The organism is Mongoliibacter sp. (assembly GCF_007692705.1).
GTDB lineage: Bacteria > Bacteroidota > Bacteroidia > Cytophagales > Cyclobacteriaceae > Mongoliibacter.
The window spans coordinates 1-19,297 of record NZ_REBN01000161.1; the positions used below are offsets into that span (position 1 = coordinate 1).

18 protein-coding genes are annotated in these 19,297 nt (G+C 40.3%); 5 read left to right on the forward strand and 13 right to left on the reverse strand.

The features are described 5' to 3' along the window. The 4 genes from EA341_RS10375 to EA341_RS10390 form a co-directional block, all read right to left on the reverse strand. Positions 1–2,266, reverse strand: a 2,266-nt coding sequence (locus tag EA341_RS10375) for an outer membrane beta-barrel protein (protein ID WP_293013826.1), incomplete at its 3' end; no start/stop codon positions are given. A 376-nt stretch (positions 2,267–2,642) separates the two neighbouring features. Beyond that, on the reverse strand, positions 2,643–3,248 hold the full coding sequence (locus EA341_RS10380) for a superoxide dismutase (protein ID WP_293013828.1): 606 nt from the start codon (positions 3,246–3,248) through the stop codon (positions 2,643–2,645). 103 nt (positions 3,249–3,351) lie between these two features. After that, a complete protein-coding gene (locus EA341_RS10385) occupies positions 3,352–3,795 on the reverse strand; it encodes a nucleoside deaminase (RefSeq protein ID WP_293013830.1) in 444 nt (147 codons plus the stop codon). Between the two features lie 79 nt (positions 3,796–3,874). Continuing rightward, on the reverse strand, positions 3,875–5,005 hold the full coding sequence (locus EA341_RS10390; RefSeq protein ID WP_293013833.1) for a hypothetical protein: 1,131 nt from the start codon (positions 5,003–5,005) through the stop codon (positions 3,875–3,877). Between the two features lie 385 nt (positions 5,006–5,390). Here EA341_RS10390 and EA341_RS10395 point away from each other — a divergent pair, with 385 nt between their 5' ends. Further along, entirely contained in the window at positions 5,391–6,515 is a 1,125-nt protein-coding gene (locus EA341_RS10395; RefSeq protein ID WP_293013836.1) for a Na/Pi symporter, read from the forward strand. Here EA341_RS10395 and deoC read toward each other — a convergent pair. Together deoC and EA341_RS10405 are read right to left on the reverse strand one after the other, a co-directional pair. Further along, entirely contained in the window at positions 6,512–7,174 is a 663-nt protein-coding gene (gene deoC, locus EA341_RS10400; RefSeq protein ID WP_293013839.1) for a deoxyribose-phosphate aldolase, read from the reverse strand. The genes EA341_RS10395 and deoC overlap by 4 nt on opposite strands. 1 nt (position 7,175) lies before the next feature. Further along, on the reverse strand, positions 7,176–8,390 hold the full coding sequence (locus EA341_RS10405; protein WP_293013842.1) for an NAD(P)-dependent oxidoreductase: 1,215 nt from the start codon (positions 8,388–8,390) through the stop codon (positions 7,176–7,178). Positions 8,391–8,514: 124 nt separating this feature from the next. On the opposite strand from EA341_RS10405, the gene EA341_RS10410 reads away from it, so the two are divergent. Beyond that, positions 8,515–9,111 carry an isoprenylcysteine carboxylmethyltransferase family protein gene (locus EA341_RS10410; protein WP_293013845.1) on the forward strand — a complete coding sequence of 199 codons (597 nt, stop codon included), beginning with the start codon at positions 8,515–8,517 and terminating at the stop codon, positions 9,109–9,111. A 25-nt stretch (positions 9,112–9,136) separates the two neighbouring features. Here the strand turns inward: EA341_RS10410 and EA341_RS10415 are convergent, their stop codons facing one another. The 4 genes from EA341_RS10415 to EA341_RS10430 are packed head-to-tail and all read right to left on the reverse strand — an operon-like array spanning position 9,137 to position 12,212. Continuing rightward, entirely contained in the window at positions 9,137–9,685 is a 549-nt protein-coding gene (locus EA341_RS10415; protein ID WP_293013848.1) for an FKBP-type peptidyl-prolyl cis-trans isomerase, read from the reverse strand. After that, positions 9,682–10,242 carry an FKBP-type peptidyl-prolyl cis-trans isomerase gene (locus EA341_RS10420; protein WP_293013850.1) on the reverse strand — a complete coding sequence of 187 codons (561 nt, stop codon included), beginning with the start codon at positions 10,240–10,242 and terminating at the stop codon, positions 9,682–9,684. Before EA341_RS10420 ends, EA341_RS10415 begins: the two co-directional genes overlap by 4 nt. Positions 10,243–10,246: 4 nt before the next feature. Further along, the gene (locus EA341_RS10425; protein ID WP_293013853.1) at positions 10,247–11,185 is read right to left on the reverse strand and encodes an FKBP-type peptidyl-prolyl cis-trans isomerase; all 939 of its coding nucleotides are present in this window, start codon (positions 11,183–11,185) and stop codon (positions 10,247–10,249) included. Further along, a complete protein-coding gene (locus EA341_RS10430) occupies positions 11,172–12,212 on the reverse strand; it encodes a bifunctional oligoribonuclease/PAP phosphatase NrnA (protein WP_293013856.1) in 1,041 nt (346 codons plus the stop codon). Before EA341_RS10430 ends, EA341_RS10425 begins: the two co-directional genes overlap by 14 nt. 190 nt (positions 12,213–12,402) lie before the next feature. Here EA341_RS10430 and EA341_RS10435 point away from each other — a divergent pair, with 190 nt between their 5' ends. Then, positions 12,403–12,825, forward strand: a complete 423-nt coding sequence (locus EA341_RS10435) for a nucleoside-diphosphate kinase (protein ID WP_293013859.1) — start codon at positions 12,403–12,405, stop codon at positions 12,823–12,825. A 130-nt stretch (positions 12,826–12,955) separates the two neighbouring features. Here EA341_RS10435 and EA341_RS10440 read toward each other — a convergent pair whose 3' ends face one another. The 3 genes from EA341_RS10440 to EA341_RS10450 all read right to left on the reverse strand — a co-directional run bounded on the left by EA341_RS10440 (position 12,956) and on the right by EA341_RS10450 (position 16,646). Beyond that, positions 12,956–14,155, reverse strand: a complete 1,200-nt coding sequence (locus EA341_RS10440) for a redoxin domain-containing protein (protein WP_293013861.1) — start codon at positions 14,153–14,155, stop codon at positions 12,956–12,958. Between the two features lie 308 nt (positions 14,156–14,463). Continuing rightward, positions 14,464–15,324 carry a TIM barrel protein gene (locus tag EA341_RS10445; protein ID WP_293013864.1) on the reverse strand — a complete coding sequence of 287 codons (861 nt, stop codon included), beginning with the start codon at positions 15,322–15,324 and terminating at the stop codon, positions 14,464–14,466. 11 nt (positions 15,325–15,335) lie between these two features. Beyond that, positions 15,336–16,646, reverse strand: a complete 1,311-nt coding sequence (locus EA341_RS10450; RefSeq protein WP_293013868.1) for a Gfo/Idh/MocA family oxidoreductase — start codon at positions 16,644–16,646, stop codon at positions 15,336–15,338. Between the two features lie 189 nt (positions 16,647–16,835). On the opposite strand from EA341_RS10450, the gene rbsK reads away from it, so the two are divergent. Then, the gene (gene rbsK / locus EA341_RS10455) at positions 16,836–17,744 is read left to right on the forward strand and encodes a ribokinase (RefSeq protein ID WP_293013870.1); all 909 of its coding nucleotides are present in this window, start codon (positions 16,836–16,838) and stop codon (positions 17,742–17,744) included. 22 nt (positions 17,745–17,766) lie between these two features. Next, entirely contained in the window at positions 17,767–19,206 is a 1,440-nt protein-coding gene (locus EA341_RS10460) for a hypothetical protein (protein WP_293013873.1), read from the forward strand. Positions 19,207–19,297 lie beyond the last annotated feature (91 nt).

Below are 19,297 nucleotides of genomic sequence, written 5' to 3' on the forward strand. Positions count from 1 at the left end.
GACTTCTGAAAAGATCTGTACCATTTACAGTCAATGTCAGCTTTTCCTTCATCAGTGGCTTGGTAAAGCCCAAGTCCACCCAGCCGAAGCCTTTAATCACAGCCTGACCGTATTGTGCAGGTCCTACATACATTCCCATCAGTTCCGCCTTCAGTCCTAATGGTAGGGTAAAGGTGTGCTGCGTTCTCATGGTAACATTGGTCTGTGCCACATCCAATAAATCATCTCCAATCATGGATTTCCATTGGGATCTCGTGACCTGAAGCATATTAGAGGTATTCCACCAAGGCCTGATTTCTACTGGGATCATAGCCCTGAAATTCCAATTTTGTGCCCTGTCCAGGTTATCGGTAAAGGTAGTGGTTGTCCTGCTTTCCTCATCCTGGGTAAATATCTGCTGGAATACGTCAGTAGTCACAGAATAACCCATAGTGAACTGATACGCCCCTTTCAACACATGGTTCATTTCGAAGTTGTGGGCATATTGTGGCCTAAGGTTAGGATTACCTTGCTCTGTGGTCAGAGGATCTATGTAGAACACAAATGGATTCAACAACCTGTAGTTCGGCCTGGTAATCCTTCTGTTTGCAGAATAATTGATCTGGTATTCTTTGCTGATCTTTTGCTGTACAAAAACACTTGGGAATAGATCTAAGTATCTTTGTTTATTCACCTGATCCAAGGTCACCGAAGTCCCGGTGATATCAGAATGCTCAGCCCTAAGCCCGGCATTAAAACTTACCTTTTCAGAAATATTGCTCTTGTATGAAGCATAAGCCGCCAAGACATTTTCCTCATAGATAAACCTGTTGCTGTTTGGATCGGGAATAAAAGGTCCTTCTCCATCCGCACGGCTAAGGTCCAGGTTATTATCGGAATTCACCCAACTGCCTTTCAGACCGGTTTCGAGAACTCTGCCTTTTCCAAAAGGTTTTACAAAGTCTACCTTTGCCGTGAAAATACTGTAGTCCATGTCATTGAGGGTTCTGATAAAATCCCCTGTAGCCTGGTTTTCGTTGTCATTTACCCAATTGCTGTTGGTCAGTAAGGCTTCACTGTCCTGAACCATTCTGGTAAAATCCACATCTGCAGAAAGTCTGGTTCCTAAGGTATCCAATAAGCCTACATAATGCAGGTTACCAAAAATCCTGTTGTTGTTTACCCGCGTATCATTATCAGAACGGATAAACCATAGGTCATCAGTTCCCGGATTGCTGATTTCTGTCAATGATTTCCCGATATTTTCTTCCTTTCTCTTTGAAGCCTGAATACTGCCCCCGACACTGTGTTTGTCATTGATTTCATAATCAGATCCCCCCTGAAAAAAAAGGCTTTCATTGTACATGGTAATCGGACTATCCTGTTGGAAACTGGAGACTCCTTCATCAATTTGGAAATTCCTGTCAATATTCAGTTCGTTTTGGAAATTAAACTGATTGTAATTCAAACTGGCAGTATTGGTCCACTTGCCTTTTTTGACGTTTAGGCTGACGCCTGTATTGGGGCTTAAAAGACCATTGTACATCCCACCAACAGACACATTTCCAAAAACACCATCGATATTATTCTTTTTGAGCTTGATATTCACGATACCCGCCGCACCTTCAGCATCAAACCTGGAAGTAGGGCTATTGATGATCTCTATACTTTTGATGTTTTCTGCGGGCATTGACCTCAAGAAATTAGCCAAATCATTGGAGCTCATATAGGTCTGCCTGTCATTGATCATGACCGTGACACCTGGTCTACCGTTCAGATTGATGTTGTTGTCCTGATCTACATATATTCCCGGAGATCGAGCAATGACATCCAAGGCTGTATTCCCCTCAGCCATCACCGTACCTTCTACGTTCACAGTGGTTTTATCTGCCTCAATAGTGATTTCAGGCCTTGTTGCCCTTACTGTCACTTCCGAAAGGTTACTTGCCTCTTCAACTACTTTGATACTTCCAAAATCCTTTTTGATTGAGGCACGAATTTCAAATGGTTCAGACCTGAAAGTTTCAAATCCAATTGAAGAAATCACCAATTGAAATTGACCTGTTTTGGAAGTTTCAATTAAAAACTTTCCGTTTTCATCAGAAACAGTTCCCGTAAGCAATTTTTCAGAACCGGCTTCAAATAAAGCAATATTTGCAAAGGGAAGACTTTCCCCTTTTTCGTCTGTTACTTGACCGGTAAGGGTGCTGATATCTTTAGCGGCAAGGTTGCTCATTCCCAAAAAGAAGAAGAAAAGCGCTGTAAAAACTTGTGTTGAGGTTTTCATAATGTTGGTTTAGTATTCATGTCAATGTGCCAACTCTTTTGAAAAATTAATGCCACTAAATATATATTGGTCTATATCATTGATTTACAGTAATTTAACAAAAAAACAAGTTTTTAAACCTGTATCGTCACCGTACACTTTTACCGTACGATAGAGATACAGTAATGTCCATTCAAGGATGATTTTTGAACCACAACAGGGACAAGAGGGAACAAAAATGGGAGGCTAATGGTAACAGTTAGCCATATTACTTTTGGGACTTGTCTACTTTTCCCGATTTCGGGACCGGTAGTGGTGAAACAATTCCCATGACTTGCTCAAAAAAAAAACCCTGAAGTCTAAACTCCAGGGTTTGATAACTTACCGCAATTAGCAATTATTTTGCTGCAGCGTATCTTTTACTTACCTCGTCCCAATTGATCACATTCCAAAAGGCAGATACATAATCAGGTCTTCTGTTTTGATAGTTAAGGTAATAAGCGTGCTCCCAAACATCAAGTCCAAGGATTGGTGTTCCTTTTTTCTCAGCAACATCCATCAATGGATTATCCTGATTTGCTGTAGAACACACACAAAGTTCTTTTTTCTCATCTACACAAAGCCAAGCCCATCCAGATCCAAATCTAGTTGCAGCTGCTTTTCCAAATTCTTCTTTGAAAGCGTCAAAAGACCCAAATTTTGCATCTATATCAGCTGCAAGATCACCAGATGGGTTACCTCCTCCGTTTGGAGAAAGAATAGTCCAGAATAAGCTGTGGTTGTAGTGTCCACCACCGTTATTTCTTACGGCATTATTGGAACCAGCTACTTTCATCAAGTCTTCTATGCTTTTACCTGCCATGTCAGTACCTTCTACTGCATTATTCAGGTTGTTCACATAACCGTTGTGGTGTTTGCCATGGTGAATTTCCATGGTTTTAGCATCAATATGCGGCTCTAGCGCATTAAAGTCATAAGGTAATTTTGGTAGTTCAAATGCCATTTTCTAAAAGGGTTTATGATGAAACATTAAATAATTCTTCTTTCAATTTACGCTTTATCAACCAATTCTTTTTTCAAATGGTTCTGCTATCGTCAAAAAGGATTCAATTTCTCAGTTTTTTGAAGAAAGCGTCCAATAATTCTTTGGACTGTTCTGCCATTAACCCCTTACTGATTTTGGTTTTAGGGTGCAGGAGTTTTTCAGGATTATTGGAAAAACCTCTCTTGGGATCTGTGGCAGCATAATGAATTTCACCTATTTGAGACCAAAAACAAGCTCCCGCACACATGATACAAGGTTCCAGAGTGACATAGAGCTTACATTCCGGAAGGTATTTGGCTCCTAGTGAATTGGCTGCTGAGGTAATAGCCAACATTTCTGCATGGGCTGTAACATCAGTGAGTTTTTCGGTCTGATTATATGCGCGTGCAATGATTTTATTTCGGCAGACAATTACGGCGCCTACAGGGATTTCATTTTCTTCAAAAGCAATTTTAGCTTGCTTGAAGGCTTCATTCATAAAATAAGCATCGGTATAAATCTCCATAGTGCAAATTACTCATTACAAAAAAAAGACGCGGGTTTTTATGAAAAACCTGCGTCTTTTTTTTAGATATAAATGTTTTTTACCAGATCATTTCCCAGATTTCAGTTCTTATGCCTTCATTAATAATCAAGGCCAATATTAATGAGACCAACAGACCAATTCCTGCTTTAATAATGTCTTTACGGGCCAGGGAATAAGCTCTAAAAATCCTGGCTTTTCTCTTGGATAATTTTTTTGACTTGGCAAGCGCTATCGCCAATTCTCTTCCTCCCAAAAGCCCAATAAATACCCAGGTGGTACTCATAGGAATATTGTTGAGCATTTTGAAATAGAATAAAATAATAGCGTAAACAAAATCCACCAATGTGGCAGCCCTTACATCAGTCACCTTTGTTTTTTCATTTACGATGCCCTGGATCCTATCCCCTTTCATGTAGAAAAGGAATCCAAGACCAAAGAAAACAAAGCCTGCATAGCCTACAAACTCCCACACGTCAAGCTGCCTTGGAAGAAAAACAGCAATATTTGCTGCATCCTGCATGATCCACACTGCCCATAAGGTTCCTGATGTAATCCATTGCGCGACATACCAAGCGGGGTGAGCCTTTCCTTTGAGGAAGTTCTTCACAAATCGCTCTACTGCAAACCATACTGTGATGGCAATAAAAAAGGCCAAGACGTAGCCAAACAAACTTTTAGTAACAACATCTACTATTGTGCCTGCCTTATATGTGAAAACATTAAGAAGTAAAAACGTGGTAGACACCGGCATTCTTAACCTGGTCATTACCAGAAGGACAATAGGAGCTGCCAGTTGAAGGAAAACAAAACTCTCAGGGGCCTTGTCCAATCCAGGAACCTGAAGCCTTTGGTAGCTGACGTCTCCATTGAATGTAAACCAGCTGTATGTGACGGTACCTACGAAAATCAAACCCATAAATAACCACAACCAATACCACTTTCTGGTATGGTTGGAAGCTATGAAGGTACCAATGGTTTGTATACTGTCATTGGCAATTGCTGAATAGGCAGCCAAGCCAAATCCAAACCACATTGACAGGTATGTATATTCTGTAATGACCCCAGCGATGGAAATCAGAATACAGATAATAACTAGAAAGGATTTTTCTTTTTTGGTAAAATCAAAAAGTGAGTAGGCTACTTTGGATAAAGCGTCCTGATTAATATTCTGGTCTTTAAGTTTGGCCATAAGGTCGAATTGTCGGATGAATTATCCTGTGCAAATTTAAAGAAGATTAATTGGCTTCTATGTTAACAAATTGTTAAGAGACCTTACCCTGTCATTAAATTTTTGCGGTATAGGCCTCAAATTCTTATTATAAACTTAATATTGAATTTACATTCTTATTTCGAATGACAAAATTGGGGATATTTTCATAATAATGAAGCCTTGTTTGTGATTCCTGTTTCAATGTTAACAAAATCTTCATATTAAAAGCCCGATTTATTGTAAACCTTGTTTTTACTTTGTGTCAATTTAAACAGATTTCAAAACCCCAAAAGGGGTTTTTCTATAAATGGGCATAATCCAAGATTCCAGCGCTTCAATAAATAAGGTTTTTACTTTATTTAAAATGCTTCTTGCATTTTTACTTTTTATGCTCTCCATTGACATGCTGACAGTTTCACTGGTACAGTTCAACAGTGAATTTGCGCAACAACTATTTCAGGCTACCAACAACCCTTTTGTGGGGCTTTTCATTGGTTTGTTGATGACTGCTTTAATTCAGAGCAGCTCAACGGTAACGGCCATGGTAGTCGCTGTCGTTGCAGCGGGGACTTTGAGCCTCGAGCAAGCTGTTCCTTTGGTGATGGGGGCAAATATCGGAACGACTATCACAAGTACCTTGGTAGCTTTTTCATTTATCATGAAAAAAAATGAATTCAAGAAGGCCCTTTCTGCCGGTGTGCTACATGACATATTCAATATCCTAACTGTATTGGTGCTTTTCCCTTTGGAAGTGTATTTTGGTTTTCTCAGTCAGATGGCCATTTACATCACCAACACCTTTTTTGACACTACTGTAACGGACAATGGAAACTATACCTACAATGTACTCTTCACGAGGCCGGTAACGATGTGGCTGGTCAACCTTATTTCGCAGCCACTCATTTCCTTGCTCCTGGCGATTGCCTTGGTTTTTGCCTCCATCAAGTTTCTATCCGTATCTGTATTCAGAGTATTTATGTCTCCGAGTTACAACAATGCCAGCAAGCACATATTCCAAAGGCCTTACATTGCTTTTTTGTATGGGATATTTTTCACGGCAGCTGTTCAGTCAAGTACAGTCACAAGCTCTTTGATAGTACCGGCAGTGGCCAATAGAAAAGTTTCTTTGGTAAAAGCATTTCCATTTATCATAGGAGCGAATATTGGAACCTGCATCACCGCAGCCATTGCGGCAATTTACAAAACAGAGGCTGCGATCAGCATTGCTATTGTTCACTTCCTTTTCAACTTCTTTGGTGCCCTGCTATTCCTCCCCTTTCCAGCTATTAGAAAAATTCCTGTAAAACTCTCCACTTACTTGGGAAGGGAGTCCGTCAGGACGCGATTTGTAGGCTTTGCATATATTGTATTTACCTTTTTTATCATTCCTTTCTTGTTGATTTATTTCAACAAAGACGGGGATATAAGGCAAATGGGTATCAACCAAATTCAGAAACCTCAAACAGAGGAAGTTTTCAAAGCACCCTAATTATTACTCTGCGCTTCCTTTACAATCTCCACTCCTGAACTGGTACCAATTCTATCAGCTCCAGCCTCTATCATCGCGATTGCCTGCGCATAGCTCTTGATACCTCCACTTGCTTTGATACCCACATTAGAAGGCAGATTTTCCCGCATGAGTTTGATATGGCGGATCTGAGCACCATCTGCCGCAAAACCAGTAGAAGTCTTTACATAATCTACTCCTGCATCGGCACAGATTTTACAGGCATCTATGATTTCCTCATCACTCAGGTAGGCCGTTTCAATGATCACTTTGAGGATTTTTTCATGCTCATGGCAAAGGGAAGCCAATTTGGCCAATTCAATTTTTGGCCAATTCATACCGGTTTTAAAAGAAGTAGTAGACCAAACCACATCAATCTCATCCGCTCCATTTTTGATGGACTGTTCTGTTTCAAAGACTTTTGTTTCAGTCATATTATAACCTAATGGAAAACCCACTACAGTAACCAACTGTATATTGGCATCTCCAATTTCCCGTCTTGCTTTCTTCACCCAGAAAGGAGGCACACAAATCCCTACAAAACCATGTTCTTTGGCTTCAATTATCAATTTGTCTATATCCGCATCAATGGTTTGTGGTTTGAGTACGGTTTGTTCTATAAAACGCTGTATGTTCTTCATGTCAATCTGTTGTCTTTCCCTCTACAAAATCCTTTAGGTAAATAAACTCTATCGTGAGGTCCCCTTCTTTTGTAATGGTAGCTCGGTCAAGGATCTTCGACTCTTCTTTCAACAATTCAGGTATAAAATGTTCACTCAACTGACTCCCGAATTCCTCTGAGGCATCTCTAGGCAACTCTGTTGGTAGGTTGTCTATGGCCATCACCGAAATACTGTTCTGCTTTCCAAAAGCATCAATAATTTCAAAAGTTTCCCGATCCACATCATATACGGGGTCAGCAATGGTTGCGGGCTTAAGTGTAGTAGGTATAGAACCTTCTATATCACAGGTAATGTCTGCAATCACAGAAATACTGAAGTCTTCGGAATCAATATCTTTTCTAGTGAATAGCTCAGGCGCCCGATTATCCCAATAAGCTGCGGCAATCAACATGTCAGAAACTTCGGCATATTTCAGAAAATGACTTTCGTATTTGTGAGGCTCAGTATAAAATTCCTGTTGCTCATAGCCTCCATCTGTTTTTCTCCTGTTATAATCATCATTGTCCAAGACCGCAAAAACAGCCTCATCATAATAATAATGAATCAGGTCATGTGGACTTACTTGGCGGAGATTTATACTTTCCAAAACCTCAAGTACTCCTTTGCCTACTCTTCCGGTTCCTGTCACGACAATCTTGATGGGAGGAAGCTGTACTTTCTTCAATTCTTCTTCCATCTCCGCCCTGTCAAAACACTCAAAAGCTCGTTTTAAATCAAAAAGTCCTGACTTTTTCCCATAAGTCCATAGCCCATTGTAGGCTCCTACTATTCCTGCCCATCTGCCAAAAGCCACCGTTCGCTGGCCATTTTGATCTTTGAGCACTTCATAGTCCATCAGCTCTATGTTTTTTTCCAAGATTGCCTGAAGGAGGGGACGGTTGTACGCCTGTTCTTTGATGGTATGCGAAAAAAAGAGGTATCTCTTATTGGGAATCAATTGGGGAATAGGAACCTCCTTGACACCAATAAGGAGCTCACATTCGGAAACATCATCAACCACAGGTATTCCCAATGCACTATACTCTTCATCTGAAAAACAGCGGATGGGACTAGACTCAACAAGAAATTCAAATCTTCCTGGGAATTTTTCTTGTATTTCTTTTATCTGTTGAGGTGTATATGCTACCCTCTTGTCAGGTGGGTTTTTTCCTTCTTTGATCAGGCCTATTTTCATACATCGGTATTTAAAGCTTCAAATTAGAAAAACCCTTCCAATCAAAAAACTGAAACCTAAAAATCTCTAATCAAGGGAACTTCTAAAGATTTGATTTACTTGCATTACAAAGCCGCATCAATCTATGTCATACCTCATTCTCATAATCCTTTGGGCACTGTTTTATTCCACGCATACCTTCTTGGCGTCGCTAAAGGCAAAGGAAAAAATAAAATCTTCCCTGAAGTCAGGCTATAAATGGTACAGGCTGATCTATACCTTGTTTTCAGGTGTTTTCTTTCTGGGAATTCTGATTTATGCTGCTACGATTCCGGCTGAAAGACTTTTGGCAAGTACAGACCTCCTTACATACCTGGGCTATATGCTTGCCACCTTCGGAACCATCATCATTGTAAAATCATTTAAAAATTTTTCAGGGGCAAAGTTTGTCGGACTGATGCCTCATGATGATTTGGAAGAAAATGAGGCCCTCATCGCGAAAGGTGTTCATGCTTGGGTACGTCACCCAATATATGCAGGTCTGTTTTTGATTTTTCTGGGTTATCTTCTGTTTGCACCTTTCCTCAGTTCCCTTGTACACCTGATATGTCTCATCATTTATCTGCCTATCGGAATATATTTTGAGGAAAAAAAACTGATCAATATTTATGGTGAGGTCTATAAAAAGTATAAAAATGAAGTTCCCTCAATTTTTCCCTATAAAAAACCAAAGGCCGTCTAATCAGACAGCCTTTGTATTTTATTGATTAATCCATTCCGAGGAATTCAACCTCGAAGATAAGTATGGAATCTTCCGGTATAAAGGGTCTTTCCTGATCTCTATACGCCCATACTGATGGCACTATAAAAATTGCCTTGGAACCACTTTTGATATTTCTAAAACCAATACTGAATCCCTGAATGGCATCTCCACCTCCTAATGTAAACTGGAAAAGACGATAGAGCCTATTTTCTTCCCATATATCATTTTCGATAGCCAAGTCCTCCATATTAGTGTCCACTATTGTACCATCTAACAGCCTTGTAACATAATTACAATAGACCAGTGCAAATTCCTGTGGTCTCGCCCCATCTCCTTCTTCTTGCACAATAATAACTACTCCGTTTCTGTCATGAATACGGGAAATGCTATCCACTTCGTAGGTTTGAAGAAATTCCTCAATAATCGGAGCCTCTCTTGCCAAGTTGGCGTCCACATCATATGTAGGGCCAAAGAAGTTTGGGGGCTCTTGATTACAGGCAATCGCAAAGACAAGAAATGTCCCAAATAAAACTACTTTACTCAATCTAATCATATATCCTCCTCATCTTCAGAAGTAATCTTCCCTATTCTTACAATTTCCAATTCAAAAAGCAAAGGCGAATTTCTAGGAATATCAGGTCTTCCGTCATCACTTCCATAGCCGTAAAGAGAAGGAAAAAGTGTGGTAGCCTTATCTCCCTCTTCCATGATCGACAATGCGAATTCAAAGCCTAAAATCACCTGTCCATATCCTAAAAGCACTTCAAAAGGCTCATAAGGTCTATTGGCATTATAAATATTGTTTTCCCTTGCTACGGATTCAATGGAGGTATCGAAAACATTATTGTTTAGCAATTTACCCGTATAGTTTACAAAGAGCGTATCTCCAATCTCAGGCTTTATCCCACTCTCTGACAACTCTTGCCAGATTACCCTAATTCCAGTAGGCTCGTCAATAAACTCTTTTACAGATAAGATTGCATTGTCCTGAAGGTAATTTTCTATGGCTTCTTTATCTCTATTTAAAAGAACCTCAAGATTAGCATCATCGGAAATACAACCCGCAAATACCAAGAACAAAGCAATTGCTAAAACACTTAATTTTTTCATATGTTTATTTTTGAACGTCTGTGATTTCTACGTCGAAGATCAAGACAGAGTTGGGTTGGATCGGGCCACCTGCATTTCTGTCGCCATAGGCTAAGGTAGACGGAATCAAAAACTTGGCTTTTGCACCCTTGGTCAATAAGGCCAAACCTTCATCCCAACCTGGAATTACCTGTCCCATGCCAACCCTTACTTCTAACGGTCCGTAACCTCCCTGAGTATCTCTTGACTCATTGTAAGTACCTTGCTCTTGTGCAAGTGCCTTCATACTGGTGTCAAATAGAGTTCCATCCATCAAGTAACCTGCATAATGAACAAATGCCAAATCACCTGTTTCAATCTCTTTTCCATCACCTTCTTCTTCGATGACGTAATATAACCCGGATTGTGTCCTGGTGGCGTTCAAATTATTTTCAGAAATGTAATCTTCGATAAGCTGTGTATCAATTTCCAACTGCTTGATGGACTTCTCAGCCTGCTGTTTGGCCTGAGATTCCTGCATAGCTTGGAAATAGGTTTCTAATCCCTCCTGACTCAATACATCTACAACACCTATTCTTATTTTAACATTTTCATCTGCCTGTATAAAGAAAGGCACATTCTCTGCACCAAATATTTTCTCAGCTTTGGATTCAAATGCAATGCTATCACCTTTTTTCAAACCCAAGAATATCTCATCCATTCCCGTCTGCTTGGGAAGAGAATCATTATATTGGAGGTAACCTGGCATGTTCTGCTCATATGTAGAGATAAAAGTAGAATCGGAACTGGTTTTAACAATCAGGTGATATAGCACATACTCACCGTTTTTTGGAGATTCTTTTCCTTCCTTGATGTAAGTATATTCTATTCCATCAGAAGTGGTTTGCGTCTTTTTACAAGACATGGTTCCAAAGGCAATAATGGCAAATGCCAAGGAGTACAAAAGTGATTTAGTTTTTTTCATGGATGAGTTCTAATTGATTGAACAACGTTTTTTGATTTTCTTTAATTAGTTTTTCGAATTTTTCTGTAGTTTTCTTCAAGCCTAAAGGAGACTTTCCGCCTGAAGCATTTTTATGACCACCCCCATCAAAATATTCTGCCGCAAATTTATTAATAGCAACATCTTCAACAGACCTGAAGGAAATTTTAACTCCGTCTTCCCTTTCTGTAAACAAAGCAGCAATTTTGATCCCGTCCAAAGAAAGGGCGTAGTTGACCAAACCTTCAGTATCACCGGTTTTGGAGTGGTATTTACGTAGGTCCTTTTTGCTGATGGTAAAATATGCCGTCTGTAGGTCTTCAAGGATTATAAGCCTCCTGGTGATCGCAAAACCGATAAACTTGAGCCTGTTGATACTGTTGGTGTCATAGATTAAGCGGGAAATCTTACTGTTGTCAGCACCCATCTCAATCAATTCCGCAGTAATAAGGTGAACATTTTTGGTGGTATTGGGATGTCTGAAGCCTCCTGTATCGGTCATTATACCTGCATAAAGACAGTCGGCGATATCCTTATCAATAGCAGCTTTCTCTCCGAGCTTCGCAATCAGTTCAAAAACCAGTTCACAGGTAGCTGCCGCCTTGGTGCTCCAATACCTAAAATCTGCAAAATCCTTTGGATCCTGATGATGGTCTATGTTGACCTTATAGGCTTTGGATTCCTCCACTGATTCCTGCATATCCTGTATTCTACTCAAACAGGAGAAGTCAAGACAGAATATAACTTCAGCCTCGTCAATGTGTTTTTTTGCTATTTCCTGCTTACCCTTGTCTTCAAAATTGATGACCTTCTCATTACCTTTCATCCAATGAAGAAATGAGGGATAATCAGATGGAGTAATAACAGTAACCTTGTGCCCCTTCTTGATAAGAAAGTTAGCCATACCCAAAGATGAGCCCAAAGCATCAGCGTCGGGCTTGTGATGGGTGGTAATGACAACTTTTTTAGGGGTGGAAAGTACTTCTTTAAATGACTCTAATTCTTGCATTTGATTGCTTTAATACGTCCTCTACAGAGAGACATAGTCCGCAAAGGTCAGGATAATTTTTTAAATTTCCCAATCTGCATAATGGACTTAATTTGAAGACGATAAGCTAGATTTCATAACCTTTACATGGAGTTTCGACTAATTAAACTAATTTTGCACCCTGATTTAAAACTTCAAAAATAAAACGACAATGGCAGGAAAAAGAACATTCACCATGATTAAGCCTGATGCATTTGGAGCAGGTAACTCTGGTGCTATTTTGAAAATGATAGAAGAGGCTGGATTCAAAATTGTAGCATTGAAAGCTACTCAATTGACTTCTGAGCTTGCAGGTAAATTTTATGAAGTCCACAAGGAAAGGCCTTTTTATGCAGACCTTTGCAAATACATGTCTTCCGGACCTATCATTGCTGCTATCCTTGAAAAAGACAATGCAGTGGAAGATTTCAGAAAGCTTATCGGTGCTACTGACCCAAGCAAAGCTGAAGACGGAACCATTAGAAAAATATTCGCTAAATCTATAGAGGCCAATGCAGTACATGGCTCTGATTCTGATGAAAATGCTGCACTGGAAGGAAATTTTTATTTCAGTCAGTTTGAAAGAGTATTATAATTCCTCCAAATCCCCATAGGCTTTGTTTTAAGGATAATCCCGGAACTGGCAAAATAGGAATTCAATAAACGAAAAATCCCCACAGCAAACCTGTGGGGATTTTGTTTTTTTCCACTATCATATCATTATTTTAATAATACCTCCCTATCATAGGGTGGTCCACAATAGCCCGCTTCAATTCCAACGGCTTGATTTCTCCCATGACTTTGTGGGCAATATTTCCTCCCGGTTCGATCAAAAGGGTTATCGGCAAACTTCCATCCCAATCTTTTCCTACAACATCAATGACGGCATACTTATCTTCCGTGTCGATGAGGTAATTGGGGACTGCCGAATATTTGCTTTTCAGGAACTTGAGAACTTTGTCCTCTTGATTGGGATTATCCATGCTGAGGCTGACAAATTGAAAATCTCTATCGCCATACATACGCTGTATTTCAATGAACTCCGGGTATTCCACAATGCATGGCCCACACCAAGTAGCCCAAAAATTGATCAGAAGCAATTCATCAGTTTCGTTTTTGAGTAATTTGGCTAATCCCTCAGGTGAGATTTTCTCTACATCTACAGGCTTTTTCTTCCACTCCTCATTTGTCTTTTTGGTGAATTCGTTTTTCCAAGCCCATTTGGTAGAACAGCCAAACGCCGGGGTGATGGCTTCATCTTCATCCAAAGCCTCTCCAGCCAGTGTTTTTTCAATAGCCTTTCTTAGATCTTCAGCATTTGCTGTTCCTGGTTTTTCGGAAGCATCCAACCTTCCCGAGTAACTGAGTTTTCTTTCTTTGTCAAAAACAAAAACATGTGGGGTAGCAGTGGGACCGTAGGCCAGTGAATATTCGTGAATATCTCCGTCATAGAGGTAAGGGAAGTTGTAATTCATATCCTCGTACCGGATCTGCATGGCTTCAAAATCATCACTCAGGTCCGTATAGCCCAATTCTTCGGGAAGTAATCCAATGGGGCTATTGGGTGAAATGGCCACAAAGGCTACATTTTTGTTTTTATATTCATCTACCACATCGATAAAGCGCTCCTCGTAGGCTTGTGCTGTAGGACAGTGATTGCATGTAAAGTTGATCACCAAGACATCTGCATCTTCAAAATCATCTATGGACACAAATTTCCCATCTATATTGGGTAACCTGAAATATGGAGCCTTGTCACCAATGGCCAATTTGGATACCTCTTGTTCTTCAAGTTCCTGAGGATTTGGAACAAAAGTTTCTACCTCTTCATAAGCATTGGAATCTGTTTTTTCTTCCTGAGCACCACATGCAAATAGCAAAATGGAGAAGCTCAGAATAGCTGTGGATAATCTTATTGTCTTCATAATAATAGGGTTTACCAAGTGAATTACTGGCTATGGTGCAAAGGATTTTCCTTGCTACTGAAACTCCCCCCAAAACTCGTGGGAAGTTCGATATCGGCAGTTTATTTATAGAAATCGTGTTTTACTGTAATTGGTCCTTTAGAATATTTCCATTATTCTGTAATTCGCATGTTCAACAAGATATAAACAGGAAGGCTTAGCGATTGGATTTCCCTTAAACTTATATCCTTGCATACCGTCAAAAAAACAGATCAAGCCTGTTGAAAGTAGACTTAGTTCATGTTTTTTGATCAAAAATACCTTAGGCTTTATTTGACAAAGGAGGAGCTGTTCAGGTATTCAAAACTTTTCATGACACTTTCAAGCGGTTCATAATTGTAGCGTTCTACTTCTACAAAGAAATCTTTCATACCATGAGCGTATGCTGTTTCAAAGATATCCTTGAAATCCATGGTGCCACTCGCTCCGATTTCTTCCTCGTCTTTGATATGGAGTACAGGAAACCTTTTTGGGTACTTGTTTAAATAATCTACAGGGTCCTGTCCACCTTTTTGAGCCCAATACACATCCAATTCATAAAAGACCAGTTTTTCATCTGTATTTTCGATCATGTAGTCCAGCATGATTTTTCCTTCAATTTGCTCAAATTCACGGGCATGATTGTGGAAACCGAACATCATTCCTGATTTTTTGGCTACCTCTCCTATAGAATTGTAGTAATCACACCATTTATCTAATTCACTGAGTGTTGTTGGGATGGGCATAGAGGGCTTGATGATGTACTTTGCCCCGGTAGCCTTATGGTCAGATACTGCCTTTTTCCACCAATCCATCAAGTCCTCTTTGTTGCTGCCATCAAACTGAGGCCCACCCACATGAGCACTCCGCATTTTGAGTCCTAGATCTTCAATATACCTACGGAAAAATACTGGTTCCATACCATAAATGAGCCCCTCACTATAATTGGCAGTTTCCAAGGTTTTGTATCCTATGGATGCAACCATTCTCAGTGTATTCTGAGGATCTTCTCGCATATCGGCGCGTACAGAATAAAGTTGAAGTCCGATTGGTTTTTTAGCAGGAAGACCTGCAAAAAGATCGGATGGCTTCAACAAGGCCCCTACAGCTAAGGCTCCTGTGGCTTTTAGAAATGCTCTTCTGTTATTCATGGTATATGGGTTTAAAGTGTATAACCGTTCTCGTAATTGTAGTGCATTTTCGACTGTGCTTCCCAGTCCTTAGGAAATGTTTGTTTGTCAGGATCCCAATCCAGAGGTCTTCCCAATTCATTGGCAATATTTCCTATGGTACAGATGACACAGGTACTATGACCAACCTCTACGGGTACTATAGGGTCTTTTCTTTTAATGACGGAATCAATAAAATCCCAATAATGAGCTGAATATCCCAAGTTTGGCCTTTCCATAGTTGGATTAAGGGAAGGATCTGAAGATTCAAAATTTCCTCTTGAGACCTTGATCCAGCCTTTATCGCCTATGAATTTCACTCCTTGCCTGCCTTCATCAAAGGGCCCAACAATCATGTCTGCGCCATTGGCATATTTGTAAGTTAGCGGGCTATTTTCTGTTCCGGGAATTACTTTTATAGGACCACTTCGATCCATGCCAAGGCCCCACTGCGCAATATCAAACATATGTGCTCCCCAATCAGTCATATATCCTCCGCCGGTTTCTCTAAACCAGCGCCAGGCACCCCAAAGTTTTTCATTTTCCTCCGGATCTAAAGAAATAGGGGGATTCAGTTGTTCATTGAAATGCATATGGGGTAAAGGGCCAAGCCAGGCTTTCCAATCCAAGCCACTTGGGATAGCTTGCTCTTCAAGGTCGTAGGGTTTGGGGTGTTCGGGTTGGCCTACATGCACCAATACCTGATTGATTTTGCCGATTTTACCTTTGAGTGCCATACGGGCTGCATGTTGGAAATTGAGATCAGAACGTTGCTGACTTCCCACTGCCAATACAGCTCCGTGACTTCGCACAGCTTTTATAAGTTCCTGCCCTTCTCGAATGGTAAGCGTAAGTGGTTTTTCGAGATATACGTCCTTACCTGCTTTGCAGGCATCAATGGCCATCAATGCATGCCAATGATCCGGTGAAGCAATGACTACGGCATCAATGTCCTCTCTTTTCAACAGTTCTTTGTAATCTGAGTAGACATCTACTTTCGAAGAATTTGATCCCAATTCTTTGCTTATCCTATCGAAGCGTTGTTTGAATCGCTCTCTTTTGATCTCATAAACATCAGCACAGGCTTTGACTTCTACACCCGGGATGCGCATCATGCCATTGAGAATTCCCATGGCCTGACGGCCAACCCCTATGAAGCCTAATCTTACCTGATGAATGTCTTCTGCAAAGAGTCTCTGAGGAAATGCCTCAGACCATCCTGGGAGAAAGGAAAATCCGGCTGCACCTAAAAGGGATGTTCCAAGAAATTTTCTTCTGGAAAAAGTAAACTTATTGTTTTTCATGCTACAATGGGTTTAGGTTGATTCGCTCATCACTTACTTTAGCCTGAAATCATATAATTATTTGCTAGTTAGAAATAAGCGCAGTATAATATTACTTTAAAAAGTGCTTTATTGAAAATTAAAAAACCTAAAAAGGCCAGAGCTTCAGCTACAGTTTGATAAAGGGCCTTAATCTTTATTTGTAAGGTAATGCCAGATTCTCCCAAAATTCTTGTCATCGGAAGTGCCAATATGGACATGGTAATTCAGACCAGTCATTTCCCAAAACCGGGAGAAACAATCATGGGTGGAAATTTTTCTCTTATTCCTGGAGGAAAAGGGGCCAATCAGGCAGTGGCGGCAGCAAGGTTGGGTGGATCTGTATGTTTTATATCGCAATTGGGCACTGATGTTTTTGGAGAAACCAATCTGGAAAACTTCAAAAAAGAAGGCATTGACATTTCCCAAATCAGACAAAACCCTCATCAACCTAGTGGTGTAGCTTTGATCACAGTTGATGGAAAAGGAGAAAACACAATTATTGTAGCACCAGGAGCCAATCATCATATCAGAGAAGAAGACATTCAGGCTGCAGAAAAACATTTTTTGGAGGCAGATGTCATTTTAATTCAGTTGGAAATCCCGCTGAGTGTGGTTTTGGCCTCTCTGCAAATGGCTAAAAAATTCGATAAAAAACTGATTCTCAACCCTGCTCCCGCAACAGACTTAGGGCCTGAATATTATGATGGTTTGTATATGCTTACTCCTAATGAAACAGAGGCGGAATTGCTTACAGGCATCAAAATCATAGATGAGCGTTCAGCAAAAGCAGCCTCGGCTGTCCTTATTTCCAAAGGGGTATCAAATGTAATTCTAACAATGGGGGCTTCCGGCGCATATGTGTATTCTGAAAATTATCATGGCTTATTGCCCACTGAAAAAGTAAAAGCCATAGATACTACAGCCGCAGGGGATACCTTTAACGGTGCTTTGGCAGTTGCCTTAGGTCAAGGAAAAGGGATAAATGATGCAGTTCATTTTGCAATGCAGGCAGCTACCTTTTCTGTTCAAAGGCTAGGTGCCCAGTCTTCTATTCCCCATTTGAGAGAATTGAAATAAGCTTCTATTTCCGACTAAAATCATGAAAATCAGATTCGCTCTCTTCTATATTTCTATATTCCTTAACTTCAATTCTCTCTCCTCAGGTTTTGCTCAAACCGAAAGGAAGACAGCAGTAAGTATTGAAGGTGAAAAATTCCATATTAATGGAAAACCAATCTTTGAGGGTAGAGTATGGAATACGGCAGAGGGTGAAGCATTTCCTATTGAAGGCCTTTTGTTTAATTCCAGAATGGTTCAGGGAGTTTTTGATGACCTTAATAAGGATACTCGTGGGCAGTGGGCCTATCCTGATACCCAAGAATGGGATCCCGACCGCAACACAGATGAGTTTATCCAAGCCATGCCTGCCTGGTATGCCCATGGCTTGATGGGTTTTACGCTGAATCTTCAGGGAGGGTGCCCTTTTGGTTATTGCAATAATTTTCCCTGGGACAATTCTGCATTCAATCCAGACGGCTCTTTAAGGGATTCTTTTATGCATAGAACAGCACGGATCCTTGACCGTGCAGATGAATTGGGAATGGTGGTCATTTTGGGCCTTTTTTATTTTGGCGAAGACCAGAATTTAAAGGATGAAAGAGCGGTCAAAAACGCAGTCAGGAATGCTGTGACTTGGGTTTTGGAGAAAGGTTATTCCAATGTCATTATCGAAATCAATAATGAGTGTTCTGTAGGAGCCTATGATCATGATATTCTCAAATGTGACAGGGTGCCCGAGTTGATCATGCTGGCCAAAGAACAAGAAAAGTATGGAAGGAGCTTATATGTATCCACTTCTTTGGCAGGAGGCCATGTGCCTACAGACAAAATCGTGGAAGCTTCAGACTTTATATTAATTCATGGCAATGGAGTTGATGATCCAAATAGGATAGCAGAGATCTCTGAAGAAATCCGCAGAAAAAATGTGTACAGTCCAAAGCCGTTGGTGAATAATGAAGATGATATTCCATGGAGAAATCCAAATCAAGGTTGGGAGGATCAAGGAAACAACTTTGCAGCAAGCGTCCGAAGCTATACTGGCTGGGGCTTTTTTGATTTTAGATTACCCGAAGAAAATGAGCTTTACAATCAGGGATACCAAAGTATTCCTGTCAACTGGCAGCTTTCTTCTGATCGTAAGAGGGATTTTTTCAAACTATTGGCAGAGATCACCGGAAGTGAAGGTACTCCCTATTTGGATTTGAAATTTTCAGAGAAAATCGGGGAATCCATCCAAGTGGAAATGGAAAATGTACCTGGTGCAATGGTCATCCAAAGCTTTGAAGTGATAATTAACAATCAGGTAGTGGCTACCTATTCAGAATTAACAAAAGAGTTATCCACAAAAAACCTGGAAAATGAATTCCTATCTTCAACCCATTGGATCAAGGTTAGACTTATATACATGACAAAAGGCCAGGAGGTAATGGTGGAATCTCCCTATTACAAAAACCCTTGGTGGCCCTATGGTGGATTTTGAATGAAATTCTTCATTTAAGTTCAACTTTCAAGATGTACCTATAATATTATCAATAAGCTCAGAAATGGCTTTGTAGAACAATTTAGACCAA

Bases quoted from the DNA above. Each gene is read 5' to 3' on its own strand.
- EA341_RS10385 (WP_293013830.1), bottom strand. From the start codon at position 3,795: ATGGAGATTTATACCGATGCTTATTTTATGAATGAAGCCTTCAAGCAA.
- deoC (WP_293013839.1), bottom strand. From the start codon at position 7,174: ATGAAGAACATACAGCGTTTTATAGAACAAACCGTACTCAAACCACAA.
- EA341_RS10435 (WP_293013859.1), top strand. From the start codon at position 12,403: ATGGCAGGAAAAAGAACATTCACCATGATTAAGCCTGATGCATTTGGA.
- EA341_RS10460 (WP_293013873.1), top strand. From the start codon at position 17,767: ATGAAAATCAGATTCGCTCTCTTCTATATTTCTATATTCCTTAACTTC.
- EA341_RS10450 (WP_293013868.1), bottom strand. From the start codon at position 16,646: ATGAAAAACAATAAGTTTACTTTTTCCAGAAGAAAATTTCTTGGAACA.
- EA341_RS10390 (WP_293013833.1), bottom strand. From the start codon at position 5,005: ATGGCCAAACTTAAAGACCAGAATATTAATCAGGACGCTTTATCCAAA.
- EA341_RS10420 (WP_293013850.1), bottom strand. From the start codon at position 10,242: ATGAAAAAATTAAGTGTTTTAGCAATTGCTTTGTTCTTGGTATTTGCG.
- EA341_RS10430 (WP_293013856.1), bottom strand. From the start codon at position 12,212: ATGCAAGAATTAGAGTCATTTAAAGAAGTACTTTCCACCCCTAAAAAA.
- EA341_RS10405 (WP_293013842.1), bottom strand. From the start codon at position 8,390: ATGAAAATAGGCCTGATCAAAGAAGGAAAAAACCCACCTGACAAGAGG.
- EA341_RS10425 (WP_293013853.1), bottom strand. From the start codon at position 11,185: ATGAAAAAAACTAAATCACTTTTGTACTCCTTGGCATTTGCCATTATT.
- EA341_RS10380 (WP_293013828.1), bottom strand. From the start codon at position 3,248: ATGGCATTTGAACTACCAAAATTACCTTATGACTTTAATGCGCTAGAG.
- EA341_RS10395 (WP_293013836.1), top strand. From the start codon at position 5,391: ATGCTTCTTGCATTTTTACTTTTTATGCTCTCCATTGACATGCTGACA.
- EA341_RS10410 (WP_293013845.1), top strand. From the start codon at position 8,515: ATGTCATACCTCATTCTCATAATCCTTTGGGCACTGTTTTATTCCACG.
- EA341_RS10415 (WP_293013848.1), bottom strand. From the start codon at position 9,685: ATGATTAGATTGAGTAAAGTAGTTTTATTTGGGACATTTCTTGTCTTT.
- rbsK (WP_293013870.1), top strand. From the start codon at position 16,836: ATGCCAGATTCTCCCAAAATTCTTGTCATCGGAAGTGCCAATATGGAC.
- EA341_RS10440 (WP_293013861.1), bottom strand. From the start codon at position 14,155: ATGAAGACAATAAGATTATCCACAGCTATTCTGAGCTTCTCCATTTTG.
- EA341_RS10445 (WP_293013864.1), bottom strand. From the start codon at position 15,324: ATGAATAACAGAAGAGCATTTCTAAAAGCCACAGGAGCCTTAGCTGTA.